The organism is Photobacterium sp., from assembly GCF_057456235.1.
This window is the reverse complement of record NZ_JBVCPH010000003.1, coordinates 62,471-88,592: the sequence shown is the minus strand read 5'-3', so window position 1 is coordinate 88,592 and position 26,122 is coordinate 62,471. Positions and strand designations below refer to the sequence as shown.

Below are 26,122 nucleotides of genomic sequence, written 5' to 3'. Positions count from 1 at the left end.
AAAACGATTTTTTATACATTTTTCTTGAATAATAACCCATCATGGGTAGTATAAACATCCGGTGACAATTAATGCAGCATAACGGCATGAGTATTCAAGTTCGCGGTATCAACAAATTCTACGGCAACACGCAGGTTCTTCACGATGTTAATTTCACCTGTCACACAGGAAACACCCTCGTGCTGTTAGGCCCAAGTGGTGCAGGCAAAAGCTCACTACTGCGAGTACTGAACTTGCTGGAAACAGCGAATAGCGGTGAACTGACTATTGCTGACGAAACATTTGACTTTGCCGCTGAGGTGCAAGAAAAAGAGGGTTTAAAGCTGCGCCGTAAGGTTGGCATGGTGTTTCAGCAATATAACTTGTGGCCTCACATGACCGTACTGGAAAACTTAGTAGAAGCCCCAGTGAAAGTCGCTGGAATGAATAAAGATGACGCACATAAAGAAGCAATGAGCATTCTTTCAACCTTGCAACTGGCAGATAAAGCAGATGCCTGGCCGATGCAACTTTCTGGCGGCCAACAGCAACGTGTAGCGATTGCCCGTGCTTTGATGATGAAACCTGATGTACTGCTTTTTGACGAGCCGACAGCTGCGCTGGATCCGGAAATCACCAACCAAATCGTCCAGATCATTAACAAGCTAAGTAAAACCGGCATCACCCAGATTGTAGTGACTCATGAGGTTGAATTCGCAAAAAAAATTGCAAGTCATGTTCTTTACCTTGAGAAGGGACACATCATCGAACACGGCACGAAAGAGGCGTTCCATACACCAGCAACCTCTGAATTTGCGGAATACCTGACTCACTGATGAATAGATAATTTGCATAGTCTCTGGCGATTCAGAGAGTTCTATAAATTGATATACCTTCATTATTTCTATTAGCCCAGATATTTCAGCAGACATAACAACGTCAAGTCTCGCTTTAAAAAGCATGCTGAAAGCTGATTTTTCATTGATTAATTTATGGTTGATGAAAATAACAACGCACGGAGTATCGCGATGAAAAAGATTTTATTAGCAACGTTAATTGGCCTGGCTTCAGCCAATGCAGTTGCGCAGGAAGAGATAAAGTTCGCGATGGAAGCGACTTATGCGCCATTTGAATTCGTTGATGAAAACAATCAAATCCAAGGTTTTGATGTTGATTTAGCGAACGCGTTATGTGATGAGATCAAGGCTAAATGCTCTTTCCATAACCAAGCATTTGACAGCCTAATTCCTGCACTAAAATTCCGTCGTTATAACGCAGCTATTTCTGCAATGGACATCACTGAAGCCCGTAGCAAACAAGTTAGCTTCACCGATGCTTACTACGATAATGCCGCGGCATTTGTAACCCTCGGTAACAACATTGCCGATCAAGCCGACCTTAAAGGCAAGCGTGTTGGGGTACAAAATGGTTCAACACACCAAAGCTTCCTGCTTGAACAAATGACAAACGTAACTGCAGTGCCATATGCAAGCTATCAGGATGCCTTCATTGATATGCAAAATGGCCGTATCGACTCTGTGTTTGGTGATACTGCTGTTGTCGCGGAATGGTTTGACACCAACGATAAGCTCAGCTACGTCGGTAAGCCAGTCACCAACACAACCTATTTTGGTAACGGCTTTGGTATCGCGGTAAACAAGGACGATCAGGAATTAGTTGATAAGCTGAATACTGCACTTAAAACAGTAAAAGCTAACGGCCAGTACCAGATTATTTTTGATAAGTATTTCGGTAAGTAATATGGCGTTTTCGGGTTACTCTTTGTCGCTCGTAGAAGCAAGCTGGATGACCATTCAGCTTGCATTTACCAGCTTATTAGCTGGCTTAGTGCTAGCGGTTTTGTTTGCCGGTGGTGAGATGTCGCGCCACCGCGCTATTTCTTGGCCGACAACGGCATTTGTAACCGTTCTTCGTGGTTTGCCTGAGCTATTAGTGGTGCTGTTTATCTTTTTCGGCTCGGGTCAGATATTCTTTATGATCACCGGTGACTATGTCGAAATCAGCCCATTTTTATCGGGTGTCATCGCGCTGTCATTAATTTTTGCCTCGTATGCTGCGCAAACGTTGCGGGGCGCATTAAAAGCAGTTTCAAATGGGCAGCGGGAAGCCGCGCGTGCATTAGGGATCAGTCGCTTTCATGGTTTTACACGGATTGTTTTACCACAGGCGATTAGGCATGCCCTACCCGGATTAACCAACCAGTGGTTAGTGCTGCTAAAAGATACCGCATTAGTGTCACTGATCGGCGTCACCGATCTGCTCAAGCAAGCACAGTTAACGTCCGCGGCTACGCACGAAAGCTTTATCTGGTATGCGAGTGCCGCAGCCATTTATTTAGTGATCACGTTAATAACCCAACGCGCAGTAAAAGTCATTGATAAGAAATTCACCGTTCAGGGCCTACACGTATCACAAGGAGCGACCGCATGAATGAGCAACATGTCTGGAAAATGCTTGAAGGCCTGCTCACCAGTATTGAATTGACCGTCGTTTCACTGTTTGTAGGTTGTATTATCGCAATCTTGATGACTCTGACGCTAATCATGCGAACAACCGGTATCCACTGGCTAAGCCGTGCCGTCATTACTTTATTTACTGGCACACCATTACTCGTGCAAATATTTTTGGTGTATTACGGACCTGGACAATTTGAAGCGGTACGTGAAAGCATACTATGGAACTGGCTGAGTCAGCCTTGGTTCTGTGCCATGTTCGCTCTGGCCTTGAATACCGCGGCGTACAGTACACAACTGTTCAAGGGGGCCTTTGATGCGATTCCATCCGGTCAATGGCAGGCTTGCCGTGCTCTGGGGATGGACAAGGTGGCATCATTAAGAGTCTTACTTCCTTTTGCCGTTCGCCGCGCTGTTCCGGCTTATTCAAACGAAGTCATTCTGCTGTTTAAAGGAACGTCGTTGGCGAGCACAATTACGATTATGGATATTATGGGCTATGCACAGCGTATCAATGCGCAAACCTATGACACATTAGTTGTCTTTAGTGTTGCGGGGGCTTTCTACCTTACGGTTAACGGCGTTCTGACTCTGGTATTTCGTAAGGTCGAGAAAAAAGCCCTCGCGTTTGAAAACGCGCATTAGTCCCAGCCCTTATTCGTAACACCCTCATTCCATTCAACGCAATAACGTAAAGCCAGTAGTTCACCGCTATTGGCTTCGTTGTTCTGCTCCGCCCCCCGAAACATTTGAATGATGTCAGTACTCAAGCAAAAATCATAGCCACGTACCCTGCCAAGCCAATATCATGCTAAATTAGGAAGTTGAAGGCAAAGAGTCTACTGTTTGCAATAATATTTCCCCCTAAAGCTATTATTGCGCTTCTAATAGTCGTCAAGCTGACTTAATATATTCAGGTAACATTAATAAGGCAGCAACCTATGAGCTTTAGTGACCATTTAGATAATTTCATTAAGCAACGTGATCAGCAACCTCAGTCTCCAAATCGGCAGTCTTATCGCCGCCAGCCTGCGATACATGACGCGACAGGTCAGAGTAAGGCGCGTGAAGCCATAGCAAAAGCACAAGATGATGCTTCGACACGAGCAACGATTGAAACCAAAAAGCCTCATGTCCGTATACATGGTCGCTGTGTCACTGAACAAGAAGCCTATAATCTCGAATTAAAACAAGTACAGCCGACACCTGTCAGTCAATCAAGACTGGATTATATCCAGCAATTAAGAAAAGACTTAAAGCTCAGAAAACATTCTGACTAGCCGAGGATCAAGCTGGTTATTAAACTAGCTTGATCTTATAGACACAATCTAACTATCCTACGTATTCTTGCGCATATGATGCAATAATACCTATTTTCTTTCCGTCGAGTACATGGCTCGCTTTATTAACCCGTATATTGCCTTTTTATTTATCACGGAACCCTATCGAAACTGTATGATTATTGAACTATTTCATACTGGAGCGATAACTTTTAAATTTTTCTCATAAAAAATATTTTATGAATATAAAAATATAATGGTTACTTAATATGCATCTTGGGCATACTTCATTTTCATAAACATAACTGTCTACAAAAAACACAGCTTAACAATTACATTACAAAACTATTTGAAGAGTATTTCTATTTCATGAATATTAAATGAAAAGGAGTCTAACGATAATGCATTGAAATATCTAAAGCCCCATACTCAAACGACTGTTTTTCGCCCTTAATATATGACTTTATTCACATAATTAGTCAACTCTTCTCCCCTCCCACCATTACATCAAAACAAAAACAATCAATACTCATGCGACACACAAAATCAGCAACCAGAATTAACAATAAAACCAGTTGATATACATTAAAAATACCACTAATCGCGTACAGCTACACTATTTACCCAGAAAAAGCAATATAGGCACAAGGCATTTTAGCCGTTAAAATTAGCCATTAAGAAAAGTATGAAAAGACAGAATAATGAACTCAAATATTCAAATTAACGAGCTCGAATCCTTGCTCATTGCGATTATCGTGCTTTTTCTTGGCTACTTTATTAATAGTAAAGTTAAGGTACTGAGAAGATATAATATTCCTGAGCCTATTGTAGGCGGTCTTGTTGTTGCTGTGATCATCGCAATTATTCACCAACAAGGCGTTGATATCACCTTTAAGCTGAGTATTAAAAACACATTGATGCAGATGTTTTTTGCTACCGTCGGTTTAGCGGCAAGTTATAAACTGCTTGCTCAAGGGGGCTCTCGTGTTTTTCTATTTCTCGGATTAGCCACTGTATACATTATTATCCAGAACGCTGTCGGAGTCGGACTCAGCACCATGCTTGGCCTAGATCCTTTGCTTGGTCTGATCGTCGGATCAATCACGTTATCAGGCGGTCACGGTACGGGAGCAGCGTGGTCACAAACATTTGCATCAGACTTTGGCTTGCACACCCTCGAGCTCTCAATGGCTTCTGCGACCTTTGGCCTAATGGTAGGGGGAATCATTGGCGGTCCTGTTGCTCAGCGCCTGATCAAGAAGTATCAGCTGAAGTCCTCCTTCGGTAACAGTGAAAATCACCATATTAAACATCCGGACCTTGTTACCTACAGCGATCATGAGGAAGACAGAATTACGTCAAAGAACAGTATCGAGGTTCTCTTCATTTTGCTTGTCTGTGTAGCGGGCGCAGTACATATTAAAACGTTTGTAGATAGCTTTGGCATCTCATGGTTACGTATTCCTGATTTTGTCTATTCCCTCTTTGTTGGCGTTTTCATTACCAACCTTTGTGAAACGTCTAAGTTATACAAAATCAACAAAGAGACCGTCGATGCTCTCGGTACAATATCGCTTTCACTGTTCCTTGCTATGGCATTGATGAGCCTGCAACTCTGGGACTTACTTGAACTTGCACTGCCAATGTTGGTTATTCTTACATTCCAGACTCTGACACTCGCTTTATTTGCCTACTTCGTGACATTTCGGGTTATGGGCCGCACATATGATGCTGCAATCATCGCTGGAGGTCATTGTGGCTTCGGAATGGGGGCAACACCGACAGCAGTTATGAATATGGGCTCTTTGGTTTCGCGCAACGGACCTTCACCACAAGCCTTTATGGTGGTCCCTATTGTTGGTGCGTTCTTTATTGATATTACCAACCTGATCGTTCTTCAAGGCTACCTCAGCTTTATTCAATAATCTGATCAATACCATCGAGAGTGACGTTGTCACTCTCGACCTTTCAAGCATCCTATTCTCTATTTCTCCATCACTAACAAGATACTGATGACTCTCAGCTAACGCGTTATCTGATTTCGTTCTATCCTTTATATGTAGTCAGAAAAATTACAGCGTGATCCGGCCGATTCATAGTCATGAAACGGCTGAATCATCAAAACAGCTGTTCTGGTTACCCGTATAAGCTTGAGAATTTACAACAGGGTGTGCGCTTGAGTTGATACAATTTCATTAACCCTCCCTAAATAAAAATAATATATAAGCAGGGCAACGATAGTCAAGAACGTATGGAGTATTAGGATGTTAGGTGAAAATCATGCACTCTTCATTGAGTTCCCTGAAATGAAAAACAAGATCCACCAGCTTAAAATGACAGACGAAAATTTCAGATCAATGTCAGAGCGATACCATAAACTCGATCATGCTATACGAGGGTTAGAAGGCAATAATGTTCCTACCGAAGATCACCATTACGTTCAGCTTAAAATGGAACGTGTGCAGTTAAAGGATAAAATATTAAGCATTTTAAATAACTAGATTCTACATTTACATGGGAAAGATGTTCCCCCTAAGCCCGGTGATTAAACCGGGCTTATTAATGGAAACGTGTATATTTAAATCAGGTTATTTGGGTATATAAAAAACCATTATTAGACTTTACTATACCCATTATCTCCATTGCAGTAGCAGAATTCCGGCAACGCCGATTATTCACTCGTTTTATATTCCACGTAAAGCTGCGGTGCTCCGTTACGATCTCCGTCGTATGATTCCGCAACCCGTTCCCCGGATCCGCTGACAATTATTACGATCGAGTTACCACTTGCCCATCCTTCACGGTCGACGACTTCCTGAACCAGTGATTTAATGTTTGGGGTTCTCTGGTTCAAGCCAGCCTCACCTCTGGATGACCATGGTGCAGGTTCCCAGGTTACTGAAGCCGACGTACGTTTCCTTGACGAGATGTTTTCGTCTTCTTCCCGGAAAGTTGCAGCATTGTCTGTTGCTTCTGCCGCAAAAATTAACGCTGCCGCACCAGATTCAGTCTCATCTGTCTGAAACTGAATATAGGCATTGGTAATTGTTGCCTGTGCTGGAATAGTCATAGCATTGAAGCGCATACCGACGATCTGCTCCCTCTTGTCATAGACGAGTTCTAAATCACTACTGTTGATGTCCACTCTTCCAAAGCTTTTCTCTTCCGCATCATCTGAAGAGGCTTCGATACGTTTGCTCACCACCTGCTCGCCCACGATTGGCAAATCAATGTCAGGCTCCTCGATATCTGGCACATCTGGTTTATCCGTTGGCGGTAAAGTGGCATCAAACGGAAACATCTGATAATCGCTAGGTTTTGCTGTTGTAGGAATGGCCCCTATCGCCCCTGTTGCTCCTGATAGAATAGAGCCTATAAGTATTCCATTCGAACACATACTGTTTCCAGACTCACTTATAGCATTGATATTTCGGCAAGTAACCGGAACTGCCTTAGCTTTCGCCGGACTATTATCTGCCAGAATAAAATCCTCCATTTTAAAAATCTCAGAAGCGGTATTCAATGCCCAATAGTCTTTGGATGAATCAACCACATCTAATTTAAAATTAGTAAATTTCGGATTAGTACCGCGCTTTGGAATATCACCTAAACTATTTTGTTCAATGCCTCTAAGATCTCCCACCGTATCTTCATCATCCACTAAAGGTTCATTATCCTGAGTATTAACCTTCCAATAGACATTGCCGTCAATCAATTGGTTTACGCCTAGATTGTAGGATTTATTGATTTCACCATTAACCATCACCACGATATTATTGGCAAACGTGCTGCCATCCGGTTTGGCTGGCGTCGGAACAATACCTTTATATGAATTAAGCATGACTAACGTGTTCTGATAATAATGAACATTACGTGTCGCATAATCGCTGCCATCCTGCTTGAACATTTTTCCATAACCAAATTCCCCACCACCATTCCAGCTGTTTATACCGCTTTTACGATTAACAGGGTGATCACGAAGCAGGGTCACCACATTGCGGAAAAATAATAAGGGACCGGTCATTTCTACCGTATCCTGGCCTACTGCCACTACCGTTAGGCAATTCCTGATATAGTTGTGATCAATCACAATCTGGCCGATATTGGCGGTGCCACCATTTTTAGCTGCGCCTTCAATCTCAAACGCATCATCACCGCAGTTCTCAAGACGGTTATGATGAATAAAGATTCGATCTTCACCGTTGTTGGTGCCTATCAGATCCTGCCCTGAACCACGAATCAAATTCCAGGATATAACCCAATCTTCCGTTCCGCCTTCTAAGTTAATTGAAGTACCACGGGCACGATTAGCTGGCGTGGGGTCGTCCTTCATATCACTCCAGTAAATCCAGTAAGGTGCATCGCCGAGGATCCGAGATTGAGTGATAGTAATGTCATGTACATCAGAGGAGGACGTTGTAATGGCAGTATCGCCCATCCAGGCTGTAATCCCCTCAAACACCACGTGATGGGCATCTGACTTAAGCTCAATACTATCTTGTGCCTGATTAACGGTAAGGTTTTTAAATGTAAGATAAGAGCCCGTGACTATTAGCGTATTAGTTTCCTGAGACAACACTATCGAATAGTTCCTCGGATCGGCATTTTCAGTTGCAAACACTTCTCCGTAGCGCGCCTCCGCGTTTCTCAACGCTGTCGTCTTAGACAGACGAATATGGCATCTTCCATCAATTTCAATGGTGCCGGGACCTACATAAAATTTACTGCTGCTGCCCTCATATTTATCGGTTGTCGCTCGAAAATGATCAACGTCCAGATATGGAACTAATTGTACCCGCTCGTTTTCATAACCAGGAATACCCAGCACATATCCGTAAGCTTCATTGTCGTCACAATCAATCTTGGAACGGTATTCACCAAGTTGAGCATTCACTAATTCCCAGTCGCTATTGCCTGGTACTCGAAATTCCGGAAAACCAGAATCAATTTCGGCACTCTCACCTGGCGCGGAGGTAATTACAATAGGCGCATCTTTGGTGCCGCTGACCGCAGCTTCCACTATTTCATAATAGGTTCCGTCTCGTAAGTATAAAATATCTCCGGGCTTCAACTTTTGGATAGCGTAGTTAACGCTGGCAAAGGGTTTATCCATGGAGCCAACATTGTCGTTGTTACCATCGGTCGCAACATAGTAAGTTGCGGCCCAGGCAGATGAAATACTGGCGATAAAAACTACTATAAAGCAGCAGCTTACAAAAATACTCCGTTGTCTGCTCATGATCTTATTTCCTGCAGTAACATGATAGAAAATCGTTGCTGGTACTCTCGTCATTGAGCAGTTGAAATGCACAACACGGGAATTTTATCTTGGACAAAGAATAGTCTTGATCAAAAAGCAAACAAGTCGCATGAGTGAGAATCCGACATTATCTTGCTCTGACAATTAGCAGGCCAATAACAGAACGGATCTCCCCCATCTCTCCCTTTTGCTTTTGAACAGCCTAATGACAGGACGCACTGCCTGAATCACTAAACACTTTGCCCTCGACCGGAATAAACTCCCATTCGTAGCTCCCGGGATTCAGCGTGAATTTTATAACACCATGTGTATCGCCTTCATGAACCTCACTGTTAGGAGCAATCTCGGATTCGGGGATCGTCACAACATTCACTCCCCCCGTGCCCACGACAAATTGCCGAATACCTTGCAAAGTATCTATGGCACCATCCGCATCTTGTGGCGCAAAACGCTCATAGCCATGGCTATGGCCACTAATAACAACCTCTGCTCCGGCATCGAAGAGAATTTGCCAGAAATCACTTAGTTCTGGATTATTTCCAATACGGCCGGAGCTAAACCGAGGTTGGTGCCAGTAAGCGAGTGTGCAGGTATTTGTATGTTGCAACAAGTCGGCCTGCAGCCATTGGCCCTGAGCTGAATCATTATCGCAACCACCGATTTTATGACATTCAGAATTGAGGACGATGATGTGCCATTCACCAATATCGTAGCTGTAATACCCCTTTCCCGGTTCACCCGCTGCCGGACCAAAGTAGCTGAAATAGTCGGCAGCACCGACTGTTTGATATTCATGATTACCCGATGTGGGCCGTGTACGGGGCTTATGACGTCCCCATGACGAATCATAACAATCAGCAAACTCTTGTAGTGTTCCGTCTCCGTGCACATTATCGCCAGCGGTAAAAACCGTACCTGCCGTGACGTCTAGCAAGCGCGCTGTTGCTTCATTATCAATACCATCACATTCGCCTATATCACCCGCACCGACCAACACGTTTGGGCTTGGCACTAAGCTAAACTCGGTAACGCTTATCGCGCTACCGGTCAGATCGCTAACCGTAATTGGCCCAGAGGTTTCACCGGGGGGAACGGTGGCGTAAATTGTGTCACCTGATGCAATCCTGAACTGGGACGAGATCCCGTTGAAGGACACGTTTTTAGCGCCGCTAAAATTATTTCCTGTAATTTCCACCACCATCGCGGTCTGAGCGCTAGCTGGCATAAAAGATGTGATTACCGGTGATCCCGCAGGCTTATCTTCCCCGCCGGAGTATTCGACATGGAGTAAAGGTGCAGCATCTGGTTCTCCATCAAACGCCTCCGCGACGCGGTATCCTGTTCCTGAAATAATAATCGCCAAGGCGTTGCCACTTGACCATCCGGGCCGATCTACAATCTCTTGAATGATCGGGGCGATATCTGGAGTCTGCTGGTCGGGACCGACTTCTCCAACTGTCGTCCATGCGGGCGGAAACCACGATAAGGTGTTGGTCGTCCTCTGTCGCGTTGAGACATTACCGTTGGATAACGTAAACGTAGCGGCATCATCGGTGTTTTCAGCCTCAATCGTAAGCAAAGTTGTATCCGAACTGGTCTCATCGGTCTGCAACTGAACATAGGCACGCTCGATACTGGCCCCCTGCGGGATGGTCACGGCGCTAAAACGCAGGCCGATTGTCTGATCACTGCCATCATAAACAAGATCCAGGTCGCCGCTCGTCAACCGTATTCTGCCTGACGTTAATTCTTCCGCATCATCGGTACTCGCGGCCACTCGCACATCCAGCGTGGCGACCTCTTCCCCTATCGTCACCGTTATCTGATCGGTTACCGTTATGGCTCCGCTATCCGTTACTGACGCCGTTATCGCGTGGGCGCCCCTCGACAGGTTGCTAATCGATAACAAAGCCCCAGCACCTATCGCCCCATCCAGATCCGAAGTCCACACCACATTTTCACTCAGGTCGCCATCCTCGGCGTCATCAGCCGTGGTGGTAAAGATAACCGTATCTCCGACAGCAAAGTTCGAGTTATCGACCGGTTCCATTATGCTCACCGTCGGGATGGTATTGCCGTCCCCTACCGAAAACTCAATATGAAGTAAAGGAGCGGCACTGGGGACCCCATCGAATGCCTCTGCTACGCGCTCCCCGGTTCCGGTAACAATAATCACCACAGAGTTGCCACTCGACCATCCGGGCCGATCCACAACCTCTTGAATGATCGAGGCGATTGAGGGTGTACGCTGAGCAGGACCCGCCTCACTCCGTATTGTCCATGGCTCCGGACTCCACTGAACGGAACTTGCTGTCCTACTCCTTGACGATACATCGCCATTAACATCGGTAAACGTTGACGCATTGTCTATCGCCGCACCTTCTATCATAAGCGACGTGGGTTCAGAATTGATCTCATCTGCCTGAAATTGAATATACGCATCCTCAATACTCGCCCCCTTCGGAACAGTCACCGTATTGAAACGCAAGCCGACAGTTTGATCGCTGGAATCATAAACTAACTCTAAATCGCTGCTGGTCAGTTTCATCCGGCCTAAGGATCTTTCTTCCGCATCATCGGTACTCGCCGCGATGCGCACCTCCAAGATAGTGGGCTCCGCAGACACCTTGATAGACAGTAGGGATAAAATGACAGGAGTGACAAAAATAAGGAAAAGGACTCTTCCTAGCCGCGAGAATAAAAACGAAAATATAGTCGTTCTTTTTGATGGGCTTACTTTATACATATTATTACCTGTTTTTCTTCATGTACCACATTGCCTATCCCCTGTAGCAGGATAAACTGTCGAAAAAACGATTGTTTTAAATAATATAGTACAAGTACGCAACATCTAAAGCTGAGCCGAGATCTTCATAACGCCATTCTTAATATTCATTACCATTTTCTCAAAGTTCATTATGCTTTTCTCAATATTCAGATTTACTCCGACACAAAAAAAGTCCGCGATGGCGACCTTAAGCCTTGGTTCTTATTCGCGGAAGTTCAGCGCCAAAATCAATGATAGCTAACCAATTGGCCTGCACCCAAATCACCTCAAACTCAGGGTATTATCAGTTAACTATTGACGATTTATCACTAAAAAACAGATGAGCTCCCTGCTTTTCATTAATGGCTAAAATTCATTCCATATACAACGCTTCATTTCCAGCAATACCTCATCCAATGGTTTACTTGCATCAATCACTTTTACTTTAGTCTCAGAACCATATTGCAAATTATTGATGGCTTCAACACGCCGCCAGCTTTCCTCAATACACATATCTTTTTTGCGTTCTACTGCAAGATCCGGGGTGATGGTCAATTTAATGACAATATCCGGTGAATAGTCTTCAGCCAGAGAATATGGACGACCTTCCCACCTTGCGATGGCGCGCAATATGCTTGACTGGTGGCCAAGCAAACCGGATAACAGCGGTCCGTCGTTAAATCCCATAATTTGATTTTGCGGATACCGATCACAGATCACCACCATACCGCGGTTTCGAGCCATATTTGCCTTGCGTAATTTACGACGTTTTTCTAACGCAAGGGCCGAAGCCCAAAGAACTTTAGCAATTAATCCTAACCGGGAACCTGAAGTACGATCGCGCGCACCATGTTCATTATGGTTGTCGGCATTCTGGTATTTTTCCGATCTTGATCCTGTCCGGTTTCGTAAGTATTTTGCGGCCCATTTCATCGGCCAGCGTAATAAGGAACTAGACCCATCCCCGCTGCCGAAATAAACAGGTAGCACGTCAATCTTCCAGGAGAGCCACTTCTGAATTTCGTTTATCTGGGTAGACTTACCTGCGCCATCACACCCTAATACTGCAATAAGAAGCCCCCCTTTAACATTTACCCGTTTGAGTGGCACTGCCATATGGAGATATTTCTTATTGATATAACGACTAATCCAAATCAACTCCCTTAAGTATTGACGCCACCCGGCACCGAATGCGGTATAGGTTCGATATAGCTGCATTTCTGATTTGGTATTCTTGCGAAATTGAATAATCTGGTGAAGGGTGGGCTGAGGCGTCGTGACAATTTCTCGCAACGGTTTAATTGATTTTTTTGGCAGCAGCATCTCTGCATTTTCGAGCACTTTTTCAAGATCCATTCGCTCTTGCAGCCAGTGAAACTCGCTTAACTCTGCTTTGCTGAAATAATTATTTTTGAAAAAGTAGAAAATGCGATCTCTTATTCTGAGCTTTAAGGCTTCACTTACCAATAGCAACAACATTTCCATGTTGGGATCAGTAATGTAAACCTTTTCCTTATGATCAAACACTCGCGAGGCAAGCACTTTCTGCTCCCAGGGGAGATGGTAACTTTTTAGATGCTTTTCACCCATTACTATCTGGTGGTGCAAATGTAAATGGCATAACATCCCGGTTTTAACATCAAGCCCAAGATAATCTTCAACCGCAGGAAAGCCATTGGTCGATACGGCTTGAAACCGTTTAAACCCCGCCTCTATTAACGCATTGTTCAGACTACGGTTACCTCCTTTCTCGACAAGAACATCAAGATCTTTGTAACCAAGAAGTCCTTCTCGTAGCTCTGCATTACTTTCCCAATGACAATATACTACACTCTCTCTGGCGAATTCCTTGAATACGCGAAGAGGTGTATCAATGCTATCCGGGTAGACCTGATCAATATTTAGATCTGAAATATAGGATGATTCCATTGTATCCCCAATCATATTCAATACATCGTATAAAATAGTAGACGCAAAAAATGCACGTCGTTACTATAAAGCTCATAGCGAGTTCTCAACCGAACCATTTTCGTCAGGCACAAGTGCCTCTGGTACTCTCCCTTTCCAATTTGAAACAAGGTATTCCGCCACATCGTGGGCACGTGATTTGATATCGCTCTGGCGCTCAGTAAAATCCACCACCAGAGTACCGGCCCCTTTCTCATTTTGGATTCGACTAAAAAGTCTGTCGAACGACACGGGCTGGTGATCACGAAGATCCAAAAAAAGATCGGGTCTCAGACTGTCTACCAAAGGATTCTGTGGCGGCGAAAACGCATTGTTGTCATAATCTCCGCTCTCTACTGACAACTGCTGCATCGGGCCGTCAATCAACAAATGCACGCCGGGTGTAGTCTGAGCCTTTGAAACAAGCTCCCCCAGCGCCAACCAATACACTGTGCTGGCTAATCCTTTCTTTTGTGCCTCGTTTTCAGAGCCAATCATGATCAGCGTTTGATAAAGGGTTTCCCGTGGCGCTCGCTTCAACGCTTTCAAGGCAAGGCGTAAGCATCTTATTCGGTGGCCTATCCCAGAGTTTCGCCGGGCCAAATGCTGCATCATGTCTGTCGCCGGAATCCCCTGCTTTTTTAACAAGTTGATGACTATTTCTGGCAAAATCGTCTTTTCTTCCGGGGTTAATCCACAAAACTCAACAATGATACTGTTCCGTGATCCAGGTAAAATACTGGCATCTGACTTTGGCTTGAGTCTACAACCGACCAATCTGGCGAGCCAGCGCACATCAGGCCCGACGATCAGATCAGGGCTAATCATTGCAACAATGCTGATACTTAGAAAAATAATGCCAAGCACCCCGAATATAATCCCCATATACCCAACATCATGATGGCGCATGGTCATCGCCGTCGCTTGAGCGAGCGGTAATAAACAGAGCGCATAAATAGTCCCCCGAGCATGTTTCAGGGCAAACCAGCTCCAAGAGATTTTTAATCGCCCTAGTGACAATTGAGCCATCAAAATAAAATTTAGAAAGATAGCAAGAGACACACCCACAGCAACACCAGGTAACCCCCATTGCACGCCAAAAGACGTACAGATAACAACCGCCCCGGTATAGACCGCCAATCGCCAGGCTCTTTGATACACCAATCCGAATGCCTTGGTTAATGAATCATTCAGCTTATATCCCATTCGAAATAGCAGTGTGGATGCCAGGATCTGCAGTGGGAGCACCGTTTCAGACCAGTCAGGCCCGAGTATCAGACGAACAATTTCCGGTGCCAGAACGACAAACAATACCGATGTCGGTGCCATCATTATTGCACTGAGCGCTATCGCATGACCATAATGTTCAGTGGCTCTCTGCGGGTCGCTCTGCAATCGTGAGTAGACAGGAAACATGACTCGTTCCAACACCTGCCCGAATAACATTACCGGCATAGTAACCAACTGATAAGCTCGCCCGTAAATCCCGACAGCAGTTGAATTCATCGCTCCCGCAACAACTAAGTAGTCAACCTGAGTTGCGGCATACCCCAACAGCTTGCCGGAACTAAAACCACCCGCCATCCACAAGATATGGCGAAATGAGCCGCGGTCAAAGGCAACGTGCAGCGAATCAAGCTTTTTCCAGATCAAAATAACACTTTTAAGTCCAACCTGGGCGATACACGCCCACACCAACGCCCACACACCGACGCCTGCCAGCGCTAATGTGACCCCTACTAAGGTATAGCCAAAAACAAATGACAGCACTTCAGAAAAGGCCAGTACCGTAAACTTAAGCTCCCGATGGAGCAGTCCTTCCGCGACCAGCGACGGTGCCTGAAGCAAAAAAACGCAAGAAAGCGCCGTAATAATCGGTTCTATATCAGGTTCGGAGAACCACCTTCCGATTGCTGGCGCAAGCAGCCACATTGAGAACAGCGCAGCTGCACCAAACACCCATGAAAGTAACGAGGCTGTTCCTATGTCTCGCGTCGACAGACTTTCTTTCTGAACGATCACGGGTCTGATCAGCGCCTCCGCAAACTGGCGTCCTAGCCCAATCACCACCATGGTAAGGGTAACCAGACCGAATTCCGTCTGGGTTATATAACGTGCTAATACTGCCAGCACCAGTATTTGACCCAGCCCCTGAATAATAGCTGCCGCAGTGGTTATAACGGCCCCGTCAAGTACATGGGATGAATGTGACTTATCAGTCATTTAATGTGCTCTCAATCGCTTTTTTTACACTCTGAATCGTGTCGGTCAATGGCTGTTCGGTATCAATATAATGTACCGTTTCCGTGCCGATCCGATGCCAGTCGCGTACTTTTTGATGGCGGGATTCTATATATCCGTCTCCTTCTTTATCCGCCTTGACTCTGCTTCGATTCCGTCGTTTGGCCGTTTCCAAAGAAACCTGTAATTGTAAAACGATATCCGGAGGTGGGATTTGTTGATATATTTTGCTTTCGAGACGGGCTAGCAGGTTATATAATGCGGATATAACCCCTTTATGATCAGCATCGACAACAAGGCGCGCGCTGTCCATTCCTCCTGGCTTATTTGACGGGTAGCGATCACAGATAATAAATCCCTTGCTACCTGCAGCCCTTCGGCTCCTGACCAGAAGTTGACGCCGCTCCCAGGCAACACAGACTGCTCGAATGGCATAAATAAGTGATCCGAGTTTTTGGGTGCTTTTACGTGGTTTCACTGTCTCTGCGGGATGGCGGCCAACCTCTTCTTGAGTCATTACATGCCCCTCTATTCGTGAAGTTCGTAAAGCGGGCATTTTTTTTCTCAATAAGGGTAATAATGCATGGATCGGCCAGGTACTCCAGGTCGCGGGAGGTTTCCCTGCATGAATGACGCGCACGCTATACAACTCTCCCAGCCAGGCCCCTATTTCATTCGCGAGTGTGGACTTGCCGGTGGCCTCCGGCCCGACCAATGCAATAACCGCAGCATCGCTATTTTTCGCTCTGTTTTCTGTCATAGTTTCCACTCTGGTTTTCAGCGTTCATCTTGGCCTGCACCGTTATTATGGGCACCAAGAATTAGTCCACACCTGCAGTATCATTCATTACAAACATCTAAAATTATAGTGAGGCCTCTTCCAGTCCGGTCAGAATAATGTGCTTCGCTTTTTCAACCATCGGGCTATCGTTTTTCCCCGAGGCCATCGATACCTCCTTGTCAGGACTAACCAGGAGCAGTTTAGGATTTATTTTCGGGTTCCCCCCCAAGAAATTAAAGGTGGTTATCGCATGATTAATAAACGATTCAATGGCTTCTAACGAACCGTCAGGAATACGTTTATGGCCTCGAACCCGGGTTCTTTCAATAAGCGTTTTCTTTAAAGCACACAGATAGACCACCACATCTTCGCATGGTGCCAGCTCGATAAATGTTTGTAGCTGTTTTAAATCTGGCTCGATGGACTCATGGACAAACAGATAATGAGCGATATGAAGTATGCCTTCATCAATAATAATGATCCGATTTGTCGTGTCCTGACATGCGATAAATTCATGTATACCAATATTTCGAACTAATATTCTGGCGATTTTTAATCTTTCTCTGAAAGTAATGGTCGACGGCAGCTTACGTAAATACTCGTATGAAAAATTCAGAAGCCTCTTTTGTTTTCGACAGTTAAGAATACACCAGAAAATACCGATAATATTAATAGCAGACACTCGGAAAATACGATGAGGTAACCATGCCAAGTACATTTGCCGTAATACAAAGTCATCACCCGAAATAATCTCCGGCTGCCCGTTACGATGAGAAGCCATCATATTGTTCAGCAATGTCGATTTACCCGCACTTGTGCAACCAATGAGTTCTATTTTCAAGGGTACGGCTTCCTTAAATACAATTTAGACCAATAATAGCTCGTGGTGATTTGTCATCATTTTTCAGCATTCAATGGTTCATAGAGATCATCACTATAGTCACTGTAATCACCGTAGGTTTCAGCCTTTCGGAAATCGAGCCCGTTCACTACAATCCCGATCTGTTGCTGTTTCACCCGCGCCAACTTCTCTAGACCATTTTTGATTTGGCTCTGCTGGGTAGTACCTGCACGCACCACGTATACCACCATGTCAGCATTCGTTGAAATGACTTCCGCATCGCTCACCGGTAAGACGGGAGGACAGTCGAGAATCACTCTATCGTATTGTGACGTCAGCTTTATCAGCAGATTTTTAAAACGGGCAGAGCTGATTAACTTTAAGGGATCAGCAACTCTGCCGCCTGCCGTAATCAAATGGATATTTTCATTCTCCACAATACATTCTTCCAAACGGGCAGTATCGGCGATGAGCTCTGCCAGCCCCGGTGTATTTTCTTGTACTTTTAATTCCTTACTCAATCTTGGTCGACGCATGTCACATTCAATCAGAATTACTGACTCTAGCGCCCCGCATCTATAGGCCAGATTTATTGCCAGTTTCGTTTTGCCCTCATTGCTAACAGTCGAGGTGATCATCAGCGTCTTATTCGGTTTAGTCATTGCGCTTATTGCGATACCTGTATGAATGCTGCGGATTGCCTCATTGAATCTGCGTGCTTTCGCATCATTTTGAGAATAACTGATCAATTGCTGTTTACGGTGGTTCCTGAGCAGAGGAACGACACCAAGCAGTGGATATTTGAGCTTTAATTCGACATCGGCGATGTTGGTTAAGCTGTTATCAAGCGCATCACGTACGAATGCGACAATCACGCCTGCGATCACGCTGAGAACGAATGCGATGATAATAGTGAGCATTTTCTGCGGTTTGATAGGAGTAACGGGAATGACAGCTGGCGATATAATCCGGGCATTAGCAGACTGAAGGTATCCCGTCTCAGCGGTTTCTTTTAGCCGGTTATAAAATAGATTGTAGAGTTCACGATTTGCGTTAACCTCCCGCTGCAACGAACTCAATTCCGATTCCTTTCGCCCTATTGTATGGTACTGTTCTTTTGCCGCTTCGATTGTTCGCTTTAATCCAGATTCATTAGCCTGGGCCACTTCGTATTTTTTCTTAATCCCCTGAATAACACTATTAATTTGTCGGGATAAATTTCTGTTTATTGTTTTCACATTTGTCTGGGCCGCGATCATCTTAGGATGGTTTGGGCCATAACGCTTTTCCAGCTCGGTCAGTTTTTGTTGTGCGGCACCCAGTTGGTTTTTGAATTCCTGTACCAATGGGTCATCCAGTACGGCAGGATTCGAATCGAAATCGCCTGACGAAACACTGCCCCTTCGATTAACCTGTTGATAGTCGTTTTTCGCCATAGACAGCGATCGTTGGGCTTCTGCCAGCTTCATCGTCAATTCATTGATCTCTAGCGAAGGCAGATGCTGCAAACCTTCGACATCAACCAGTTGCTCCTTCTCGCGGAAAGCCTGCAGTTTTCTTTCAGACTCCTCAAGATTGTTTTTTAAAGAATCGACCCTTCGCGATAACCACTTTTCCGCAGACTGGGTAATAGAAAACTTCGCTTCCTGGATACTCTGGATATAGGCTTCGACATGGGTATTTACGACAGCAGCGGCAAGCTCAGCATCCGGCGAATTGAATTTCACATCGATCAGTTGGGTGTTCTTAACGGGCTTTACCTTAAGGTTATCCAAATAATCAATGACGACAAACTGCATCTGATCTGTCGTTTTTTCAATATCAGTCGGCTCTAGGTCAATTTTAGTCCACTGGGCTATCCAATCTCTGATTTTAGGCCAGCCCGCTGACGTTATCCACTCACTCCAACCTGAATCGATAATGCTACTTTGGGAAACGTTGTTTTGCTGATTATTCAACAGATCAAGATCACCAATAACCTGCTCAACCAGCGGTCGGGATTTCAGTATTTCATATTGGGTCAGATAATATTCCTGACTATTACTATCGGGGGTATAAACCTCTTCGATAGAAATGACCTTCGCAGTTCGGGATTCAATCATGACTGTCGCCGTGGCTTGATAAATCGGCGTCATAACAGAAACCAACAGGGCCACAATTAAGCTTATGGCAATAGCCGACAGTAAAATACGCCACCCTGAGCGGCGAACCACGCTCAGGTATTGCCGAAGTGACACCTCATTTTCTCTACTCCATGGCGTATCTGGGCTTGAAGCAGGTGAATTGCTTATATTCATGATTAGAAGAAACTCCGTTCTACAGTGATCAGATCACCCGCTTTGACTGAATCATTCAGCTTAACTGGGACAGAATTATATTTATTACCCCGCTGACCAGCTCGGACTACGGTAATTTTGTCTCGAGCTGCGCGATTAGTGAACCCGCCCGCAAGAGCAACGGCATGCTGTACGCTAAGTCCCGGTCGGTATTGAAATCCACCAGGGGCGTTCACCTCGCCATGTACATAGAAGGGGCGATATTCTTTAATCGAAACGATGACTTCGGGGTTGACCAAGTAAGGGCCTTTTAGCCTCAGAGTAATCCGCTTATCAAGTTCAAATATTGTTAACCCGGCAACCTGCAATTCGCCAATGAATGGATATTTGATCTTGCCGGTATCCGGGATCACGACATCCGTGCTTAAATCGTCTTCGCCAAAAACACTGATCGAAATTCGGTCACCGGAACCAAGAATATAGGAATCGTCACCCCGCCCCTGGCCAAAAGCCTGAAGTGAGCTAAGGAGTGTGATAAGCACTATACCCAGAATGAAAAACTTATCATAATATTTCATATAGTTACGTTGACCTCCATTGAAAAAATACGACGATCAATTCAATTCTGTCGATGTTACAAATTAGATGTTGTTCCTCAACATCTAATGCCCATAAATACCAGCCACATACCTGTAATAAAACACCCTTATATTAAATTCTGTAGGTTATTCATAATCTTCCGTATTTCGTCTCCCCACCCGCAACCATTAATCCCGATAGTTCCTAAAATATGAGCCCACATTTAAGTCTTGTTGCATAAAAACCAATTAGTCAATATCAAACAGCAAATTATTCGTATATTCCCTACCGTTCATTAATCTATAGGACAATTAAATCGTCACGTAAAATAATTACCTAACTTTCTTACTCTTCACACTTTCATCCTTTAATTATCATTAAATTCAAAAGCATAAATAATTCACTTCTAATTATTGCAAGTAAATCTCAAAAATGAAAACGACAACATCTTAACCATTTGCTTATCTTAAATTAGTAATATCGCTGGTATTAAATTAGTAACAAAAGAGGGATCTAGCAAATACAAAGGGACTTTATTTACATAATAGCTTGCGTGTATTGAGTTATTCGGGAACTACAAAAAATGTCAAAAATGAAGAACATAAACAATAAGTCGGGATACTTTGTTGATGCCCGCCCTAACAAAAAGCTATATCGCTTTCATGACACCCTGCTGGTCTATGGCCAACTCTACGGCAGTATTCTCGCTTCCATCGCGATTATGATGGGCTGTGCTTACTGGAACCAAGGAGAAATGGCGGAAAAATATCAGTCACTTACTGTAGTTAATGGTCTTCTCGTCTACATCGTATATCAGTTAATGGGCGTGTATCACCAGTCTGATGGCAATCTCTTAGGACGCCGTAGAAGCTTTCTATTTGGACTCTGGGTTCTGAGCAAAGCCTGGGCATTGGTTGTGCTGTCATTAATCTTTTTTACCTTTATAACGAAATCATCAACTGAATATTCAAGATTAGTACTGGTACTTTGGGCAACACTTGGATTATTGGTTCAGTCAGGAGTCTATTTCCTTACCTATTTGATTTCTAAAAAATACTTATTTCACTTCCGTGAAGCTATCCCAACATTGGTTGTTGGAGCCAATGCTCTGGGCGAACAACTTGTTAAAAAACTCAGTAATAATACATGGTTGCCCGATAGGATCGTTGGCATTGTTGATGATGATCCGGAAGCCAGAACGTCATGGGATGGCCCGGTGCCCGTTCTTGGCGCAATTGATGACTTGAGAGACATCCTCAAGCAACACAATATTCGGCGCATCTATATAACGTTGCTATTAAGTCAGTCCAGTAAAGTAGAAGATATTATTAAAGACCTGGATGAGGAATGCGTAGATATCATCTGGATTCCCGATACTTTTACTATTACAACCATCAACCAGAGTATTAAGGAACTCTCAGGCCTGCCACTGTTGGTTTTATCGGGCAGCCCGATGTCGAGTGTAAAAGCCGTGTTGATGAAGTCACTGATGGACAAAGTCATTGCCATTGCTTCACTCATTATACTGCTGCCCTTGATGGTCCCAGTCGCCTTGGCTATAAAATTAACCTCACCCGGCCCGGTATTTTTTAAGCAAAAACGCCATGGCTGGGATGGCAAGGAGATTGATATATGGAAATTCAGATCAATGTATGTGATGGAAAACAAGGAGAACAAACTCGAGCTCGCAAAACGTAATGATCCGAGGGTGACTGCAGTGGGAAAATTCATTCGTAAAACAAGCATTGATGAACTGCCCCAACTTTTTAATGTCATTCAAGGGAATATGTCCTTGGTTGGGCCAAGGCCTCATGCCATTGAGGTAAATCAGTTTTATTCAAAACACATACCTAGCTTTATGCTTCGACATCGCATCAAGCCCGGAATTACCGGCCTGGCACAAATATGTGGTTTTCGTGGTGGTGATGATTGCACCACTAAAACCCTGGACAGAATGGAGTTAAGAGCCGCACATGATATTGAATACATTAATCACTGGAGTCTTTTTCTCGATCTTAAAATTCTCCTAATCACACCATTTAAACTATTCTCACATGATGCGTACTGATTTTTGTAGACAGGTACAAGTTAACACGGCGCTACCCGCAGGAGGCAAAAGATGACAGAGAACGGACCCAAGAAAAAAGTCATACAAGTCACAGAATGCTTTGCCTATGGAACGGCCAAGTCGCTCAAGCAATTGAGCGGGCTTTTAAAAGATGAATACGAAATAGTTGTTTTTTATTGCCGCCGAGACGGAACAGAATCAGAAATCAAAGATATTGATTCCGATATAACATGGGTAGAGATGTCCTCTGAAGGCCTGTTTCGTCATATCGCTAATATTTTAAAAGTACGATCCTTTATCGACAAAAATACCCACGCCATTCACGGTCATAGTAGTTATGGCGGTATGTATGCTCGATTGGCACCGATTGGAAAACACGTCCCTTATGTTTTTTATTCGCCACGAGCTTACTCGTTTCTTCGACAAGATATCAACTGGGTAGTCAGACACGTTTTTCTCATCGCAGAAATTTGCTTATCGGTTCTGGGACGTACCGTTTCCTGTGGCCCGGCCGAATTCAATATTGGAAAAAAATTCACCAAACAAATATTTAACATTAATAATTCAGTGGTAATTGCAGACAGACCGAGTAGTCATAATAATGATGATGAATTCAAGGTTATCTCTGTCGGTCGAATATGCCATCAAAAAGCCTTTGATACTTTCATTGATGTCGCGAAAAACCTGGCTGAAATCAAATTTACCTGGGTCGGGTCTTCTGATCTTGATTATCGCCAAAGTATTATTGATAAAAACGGCGGACTACCGGATAACATCACTATTATTGACCATATGGTTCAATCTGATTTATTTAAAGAAATCAGCCAATCTTCACTAATATTCCACCCCTCCCGCTGGGAAGGTTTGTCGAGAACCCTTATCGAATCGTTGGCACTGGGAATACCGATAGTAACCTCCACTTGTCAGTCTAATCTCGATTGCTTACACCCGAGGCGAGACGCTAAGGATAGCCGGGGGGAATATGACAATGGCTATGCATGCAAGACAGTTGAAGAATATGTAAATGCAATCAGGCTAATGAAAAACGATCCCAAACGCCTGGCACAAATGAGCCAAGCGTCTTATACCCTTGCAAAAAGAGAGTTCAACGTAAATGTAACGAAAAAGAGATGGCTGGACTTGTATAAGGGAGAGCTTAACAGTGAATACACTAACTAAATCCACCCTCCCCAATTCATGATTCATTGCGCGGGACGACATTAATGACTAGGGAACACCATCTAACCAATGTCTTCAAGGTCTTAATGAGCATTGCTCTGCTGCTTGCCTGCATGCCAAGCTTTTTGCGGCTTGGGGACTCCAGGGCAAGCCTTAGCTACGTTTACATCATCATGTGTCTTGTCATATTATTTGTTACGGTGCTAAAAGACAAAACCATGCTATCTTTTTTCCACTACCAAGCCCGAAAAAACAAGCTTCTTTTTATTTGCGTGCTAGCACTTTATCTTTTACACATAATTCGCTTTATGATCAGCCCTGATGATGGCGTGATGTCCAGATCGTTTACTGCCGTGATCATCTTTACAACTTGTTATCTTTATTTTTCGTTCCTTTTCTACAATGACAAAAATCTTTTCGAACGCTTTTATTACCTCATAACGATAGGTTTAATACTTAACCTTTTCGTGGTCTTGCTACAAAAAAATGGATTTAACTTATCCTCTTCATACTATGACGGAGATCGTTATTCAGGGCTATTCTCACATCCAAATCAACTGGCTATTATGGTGTCGACGACTTTTCTCTTCTATGTCGCTAACTTCTTGGCGCAGACCAGGCTACTCAAAAAAACGTTCGCGATTTTCATGGTTTTTGCTTGTTTCATGATGATGCTCCTGGCTGGCTCAAAGACAAACGTCGTTGTTTCCCTCATCGTCCTTATCGCCTATTTTTCATTTCCTATATCCAGCAGAAATATCGCTAAATTTTTAGGTGGTATTCTTTTCTTGTCATTCGCCGCTATTTTAATTACACAATCTAATATCTTACTACGTGTCAACCCACGCCTGTTTGAAGTTTTGACAACATTGTCACTCGATGACTTGCTCGAATACCGGACAATCGTTTCACGAATAGAATTATGGGATTACTCCTGGGGTGTAGGCACACGCTACCCCTATCTTGGCGAAGGTTTTAACAGCAGCCTGCCGCCATCCGTTCCTCACAGTCATAATTTATTCATTGATTATCTGCGTATTTTCGGCCCAGCCGGAACATTCTTTATTAGTTGTTTCCTCTGTTCTTTGGTCTTTTATCGTACAAGTCTGGGTCAAAGCAGAGTTGAGGATGATCGAGCGAGTGTGTGCAAGTTATCGATAGTTGCATACATACTAGCCAATATGATGAGTGACTCCATGGGGCCTCAAACAGTGTTCTTTTTAGCCTTTTTTGTCTCTTATCTTTCTGTACATTCGAGTATGGCTGTTGCAGCCGTTCAACATCATTCAGCGTTAAGGGGGGCAGAACAATACAAGAACCCATCTACTTAATTTTAAAAACGAAAGAAAAATCCGGGGCGGACAATGACTCCAATATATTATTCTGGTCAAAATGTACTTATACCCTCGTTCTGATAACGACGAAACAATAAGTAACGTGACCAAAATGGTGTCTAGAAATTGGTGTCATTCTCCAAATTATCATTCATACATAGAGTAATAATTCAGGACTTGAATATGATCAAAAAATGCCTTTTCCCGGCAGCAGGTTACGGTACCCGTTTTTTACCTGCCACAAAGTCGATGCCGAAAGAAATGATGCCTATCGTCAACAAACCACTGATTGAATATGGTGTTGATGAAGCACTGGAAGCCAAAATAGAAGGCATGTGTATTGTGACTGGCCGCGGTAAACATTCCCTGATGGATCACTTTGACAAAAATTATGAGCTGGAACATCAAATCAGTGGCAGCTCCAAAGAGGCGCTGCTGGTCGATATTCGCCGAACCATCGGAAGTGCAAGTTTTACCTATGTTCGCCAACATGAGATGAAAGGCTTGGGCCACGCTATCCTGACAGGGCGAGACCTGGTTGGTGATGAACCGTTTGCTGTGGTATTAGCTGATGATCTTTGCATCAACCAACATGAAGGTGTGCTGGCACAAATGGTCGCACTGTATAAACAATTCCGCTGCTCTATTGTTGCGGTTGAAGAAGTGCCGGATGATGAAACCCATAAATATGGGGTTATTGCGGGCCAGAAGATCAAAGACAACCTATACCGGGTTGAAGACATGGTCGAAAAGCCGGATCCCGGCACCGAACCCAGCAATATGGCTATTATCGGCCGCTATATTCTAACACCCGATATCTTTGAGATCCTGGAACATACCCCACCCGGCAAAAATGGGGAAATACAAATCACCGATGCGTTGTTGGAACAAGCGAAAAATGGTTGTGTATTAGCTTATAAATTTGAGGGGAAAAGGTTTGATTGTGGCAGTGTCGAAGGCTTTATCGACGCCACCAACTACTGTTACCAAAATATATATCTAGCCGAAACAGTCCAGAGTCGCCCCCAGGACGCGGATTCTGTCACTGAAACCAACCCTGGCGTAACACCTTTAATTTCAAATGGCTAGCGGTGTATTTTTTCCCCTTGCGTTCAT

The 26,122-nt window shown here is 44.2% G+C and carries 19 protein-coding genes; 11 read left to right on the top strand and 8 right to left on the bottom strand.

All coding sequences use genetic code 11. From position 1 onward, the window contains the following. Window positions 1-86 precede the first annotated feature (86 nt). From artP to AC2204_RS04820, 7 genes are all read left to right on the top strand, one after another. Window positions 87-815: an arginine ABC transporter ATP-binding protein ArtP gene (artP, locus tag AC2204_RS04850; RefSeq protein WP_318924359.1), complete on the top strand. Its 729-nt coding sequence runs from the start codon at window positions 87-89 to the stop codon at window positions 813-815. A 192-nt stretch (window positions 816-1,007) separates the two neighbouring features. Then, on the top strand, window positions 1,008-1,739 hold the full coding sequence (locus AC2204_RS04845; RefSeq protein ID WP_318924358.1) for an arginine ABC transporter substrate-binding protein: 732 nt from the start codon (window positions 1,008-1,010) through the stop codon (window positions 1,737-1,739). Between the two features lies 1 nt (window position 1,740). Continuing rightward, window positions 1,741-2,430 (top strand): arginine ABC transporter permease ArtQ, encoded by a 690-nt coding sequence (artQ, locus tag AC2204_RS04840; RefSeq protein WP_318924357.1) that lies wholly within the window; start codon window positions 1,741-1,743, stop codon window positions 2,428-2,430. After that, window positions 2,427-3,098: an arginine ABC transporter permease ArtM gene (gene artM, locus AC2204_RS04835; protein WP_318924356.1), complete on the top strand. Its 672-nt coding sequence runs from the start codon at window positions 2,427-2,429 to the stop codon at window positions 3,096-3,098. Before artQ ends, artM begins: the two co-directional genes overlap by 4 nt. Before the next feature lie 296 nt (window positions 3,099-3,394). Then, a complete protein-coding gene (locus AC2204_RS04830; protein WP_318924355.1) occupies window positions 3,395-3,733 on the top strand; it encodes a hypothetical protein in 339 nt (112 codons plus the stop codon). 701 nt (window positions 3,734-4,434) lie between these two features. Continuing rightward, window positions 4,435-5,658: a sodium/glutamate symporter gene (gltS, locus tag AC2204_RS04825; protein WP_318924354.1), complete on the top strand. Its 1,224-nt coding sequence runs from the start codon at window positions 4,435-4,437 to the stop codon at window positions 5,656-5,658. 339 nt (window positions 5,659-5,997) lie between these two features. Next, window positions 5,998-6,234: an HP1242/YdcH family protein gene (locus tag AC2204_RS04820; protein ID WP_318924353.1), complete on the top strand. Its 237-nt coding sequence runs from the start codon at window positions 5,998-6,000 to the stop codon at window positions 6,232-6,234. Window positions 6,235-6,404: 170 nt separating this feature from the next. On the opposite strand, the gene AC2204_RS04815 is transcribed toward AC2204_RS04820, so the two are convergent. The 8 genes from AC2204_RS04815 to AC2204_RS04780 form a co-directional block, all read right to left on the bottom strand. Then, window positions 6,405-8,972 carry a hypothetical protein gene (locus tag AC2204_RS04815; RefSeq protein ID WP_318924352.1) on the bottom strand — a complete coding sequence of 856 codons (2,568 nt, stop codon included), beginning with the start codon at window positions 8,970-8,972 and terminating at the stop codon, window positions 6,405-6,407. 223 nt (window positions 8,973-9,195) lie between these two features. Further along, complete coding sequence (locus AC2204_RS04810; protein ID WP_318924351.1) at window positions 9,196-11,205, bottom strand: metallophosphoesterase family protein; 2,010 nt, start codon at window positions 11,203-11,205, stop codon at window positions 9,196-9,198. A gap of 921 nt (window positions 11,206-12,126) precedes the next feature. Continuing rightward, a complete protein-coding gene (locus AC2204_RS04805) occupies window positions 12,127-13,689 on the bottom strand; it encodes a nucleoside/nucleotide kinase family protein (RefSeq protein WP_318924350.1) in 1,563 nt (520 codons plus the stop codon). A gap of 72 nt (window positions 13,690-13,761) precedes the next feature. Then, window positions 13,762-15,930 carry a lipopolysaccharide biosynthesis protein gene (locus AC2204_RS04800; RefSeq protein ID WP_318924349.1) on the bottom strand — a complete coding sequence of 723 codons (2,169 nt, stop codon included), beginning with the start codon at window positions 15,928-15,930 and terminating at the stop codon, window positions 13,762-13,764. Then, window positions 15,923-16,708, bottom strand: a complete 786-nt coding sequence (locus AC2204_RS04795; RefSeq protein ID WP_318924348.1) for a hypothetical protein — start codon at window positions 16,706-16,708, stop codon at window positions 15,923-15,925. The genes AC2204_RS04800 and AC2204_RS04795 overlap by 8 nt, the downstream gene beginning before the upstream one ends. Window positions 16,709-16,811: 103 nt before the next feature. Further along, a complete protein-coding gene (locus tag AC2204_RS04790; protein ID WP_318924347.1) occupies window positions 16,812-17,570 on the bottom strand; it encodes a hypothetical protein in 759 nt (252 codons plus the stop codon). Window positions 17,571-17,626: 56 nt separating this feature from the next. Beyond that, the gene (locus tag AC2204_RS04785; RefSeq protein WP_318924346.1) at window positions 17,627-19,867 is read right to left on the bottom strand and encodes a GumC family protein; all 2,241 of its coding nucleotides are present in this window, start codon (window positions 19,865-19,867) and stop codon (window positions 17,627-17,629) included. 2 nt (window positions 19,868-19,869) lie between these two features. Further along, window positions 19,870-20,424, bottom strand: a complete 555-nt coding sequence (locus AC2204_RS04780) for a polysaccharide biosynthesis/export family protein (protein ID WP_318924345.1) — start codon at window positions 20,422-20,424, stop codon at window positions 19,870-19,872. Window positions 20,425-21,008: 584 nt separating this feature from the next. On the opposite strand from AC2204_RS04780, the gene AC2204_RS04775 reads away from it, so the two are divergent. The 4 genes from AC2204_RS04775 (at window position 21,009) to galU (ending at window position 26,095) form a co-directional block, all read left to right on the top strand. Continuing rightward, the gene (locus tag AC2204_RS04775) at window positions 21,009-22,493 is read left to right on the top strand and encodes an undecaprenyl-phosphate glucose phosphotransferase (RefSeq protein ID WP_318924344.1); all 1,485 of its coding nucleotides are present in this window, start codon (window positions 21,009-21,011) and stop codon (window positions 22,491-22,493) included. Between the two features lie 51 nt (window positions 22,494-22,544). After that, a complete protein-coding gene (locus AC2204_RS04770) occupies window positions 22,545-23,672 on the top strand; it encodes a glycosyltransferase (RefSeq protein ID WP_318924343.1) in 1,128 nt (375 codons plus the stop codon). A 44-nt stretch (window positions 23,673-23,716) separates the two neighbouring features. Further along, a complete protein-coding gene (locus tag AC2204_RS04765; protein ID WP_318924342.1) occupies window positions 23,717-25,003 on the top strand; it encodes an O-antigen ligase family protein in 1,287 nt (428 codons plus the stop codon). 186 nt (window positions 25,004-25,189) lie between these two features. Next, entirely contained in the window at window positions 25,190-26,095 is a 906-nt protein-coding gene (galU, locus tag AC2204_RS04760) for a UTP--glucose-1-phosphate uridylyltransferase GalU (RefSeq protein ID WP_318924341.1), read from the top strand. The last annotated feature ends 27 nt before the right edge of the window (window positions 26,096-26,122 follow it).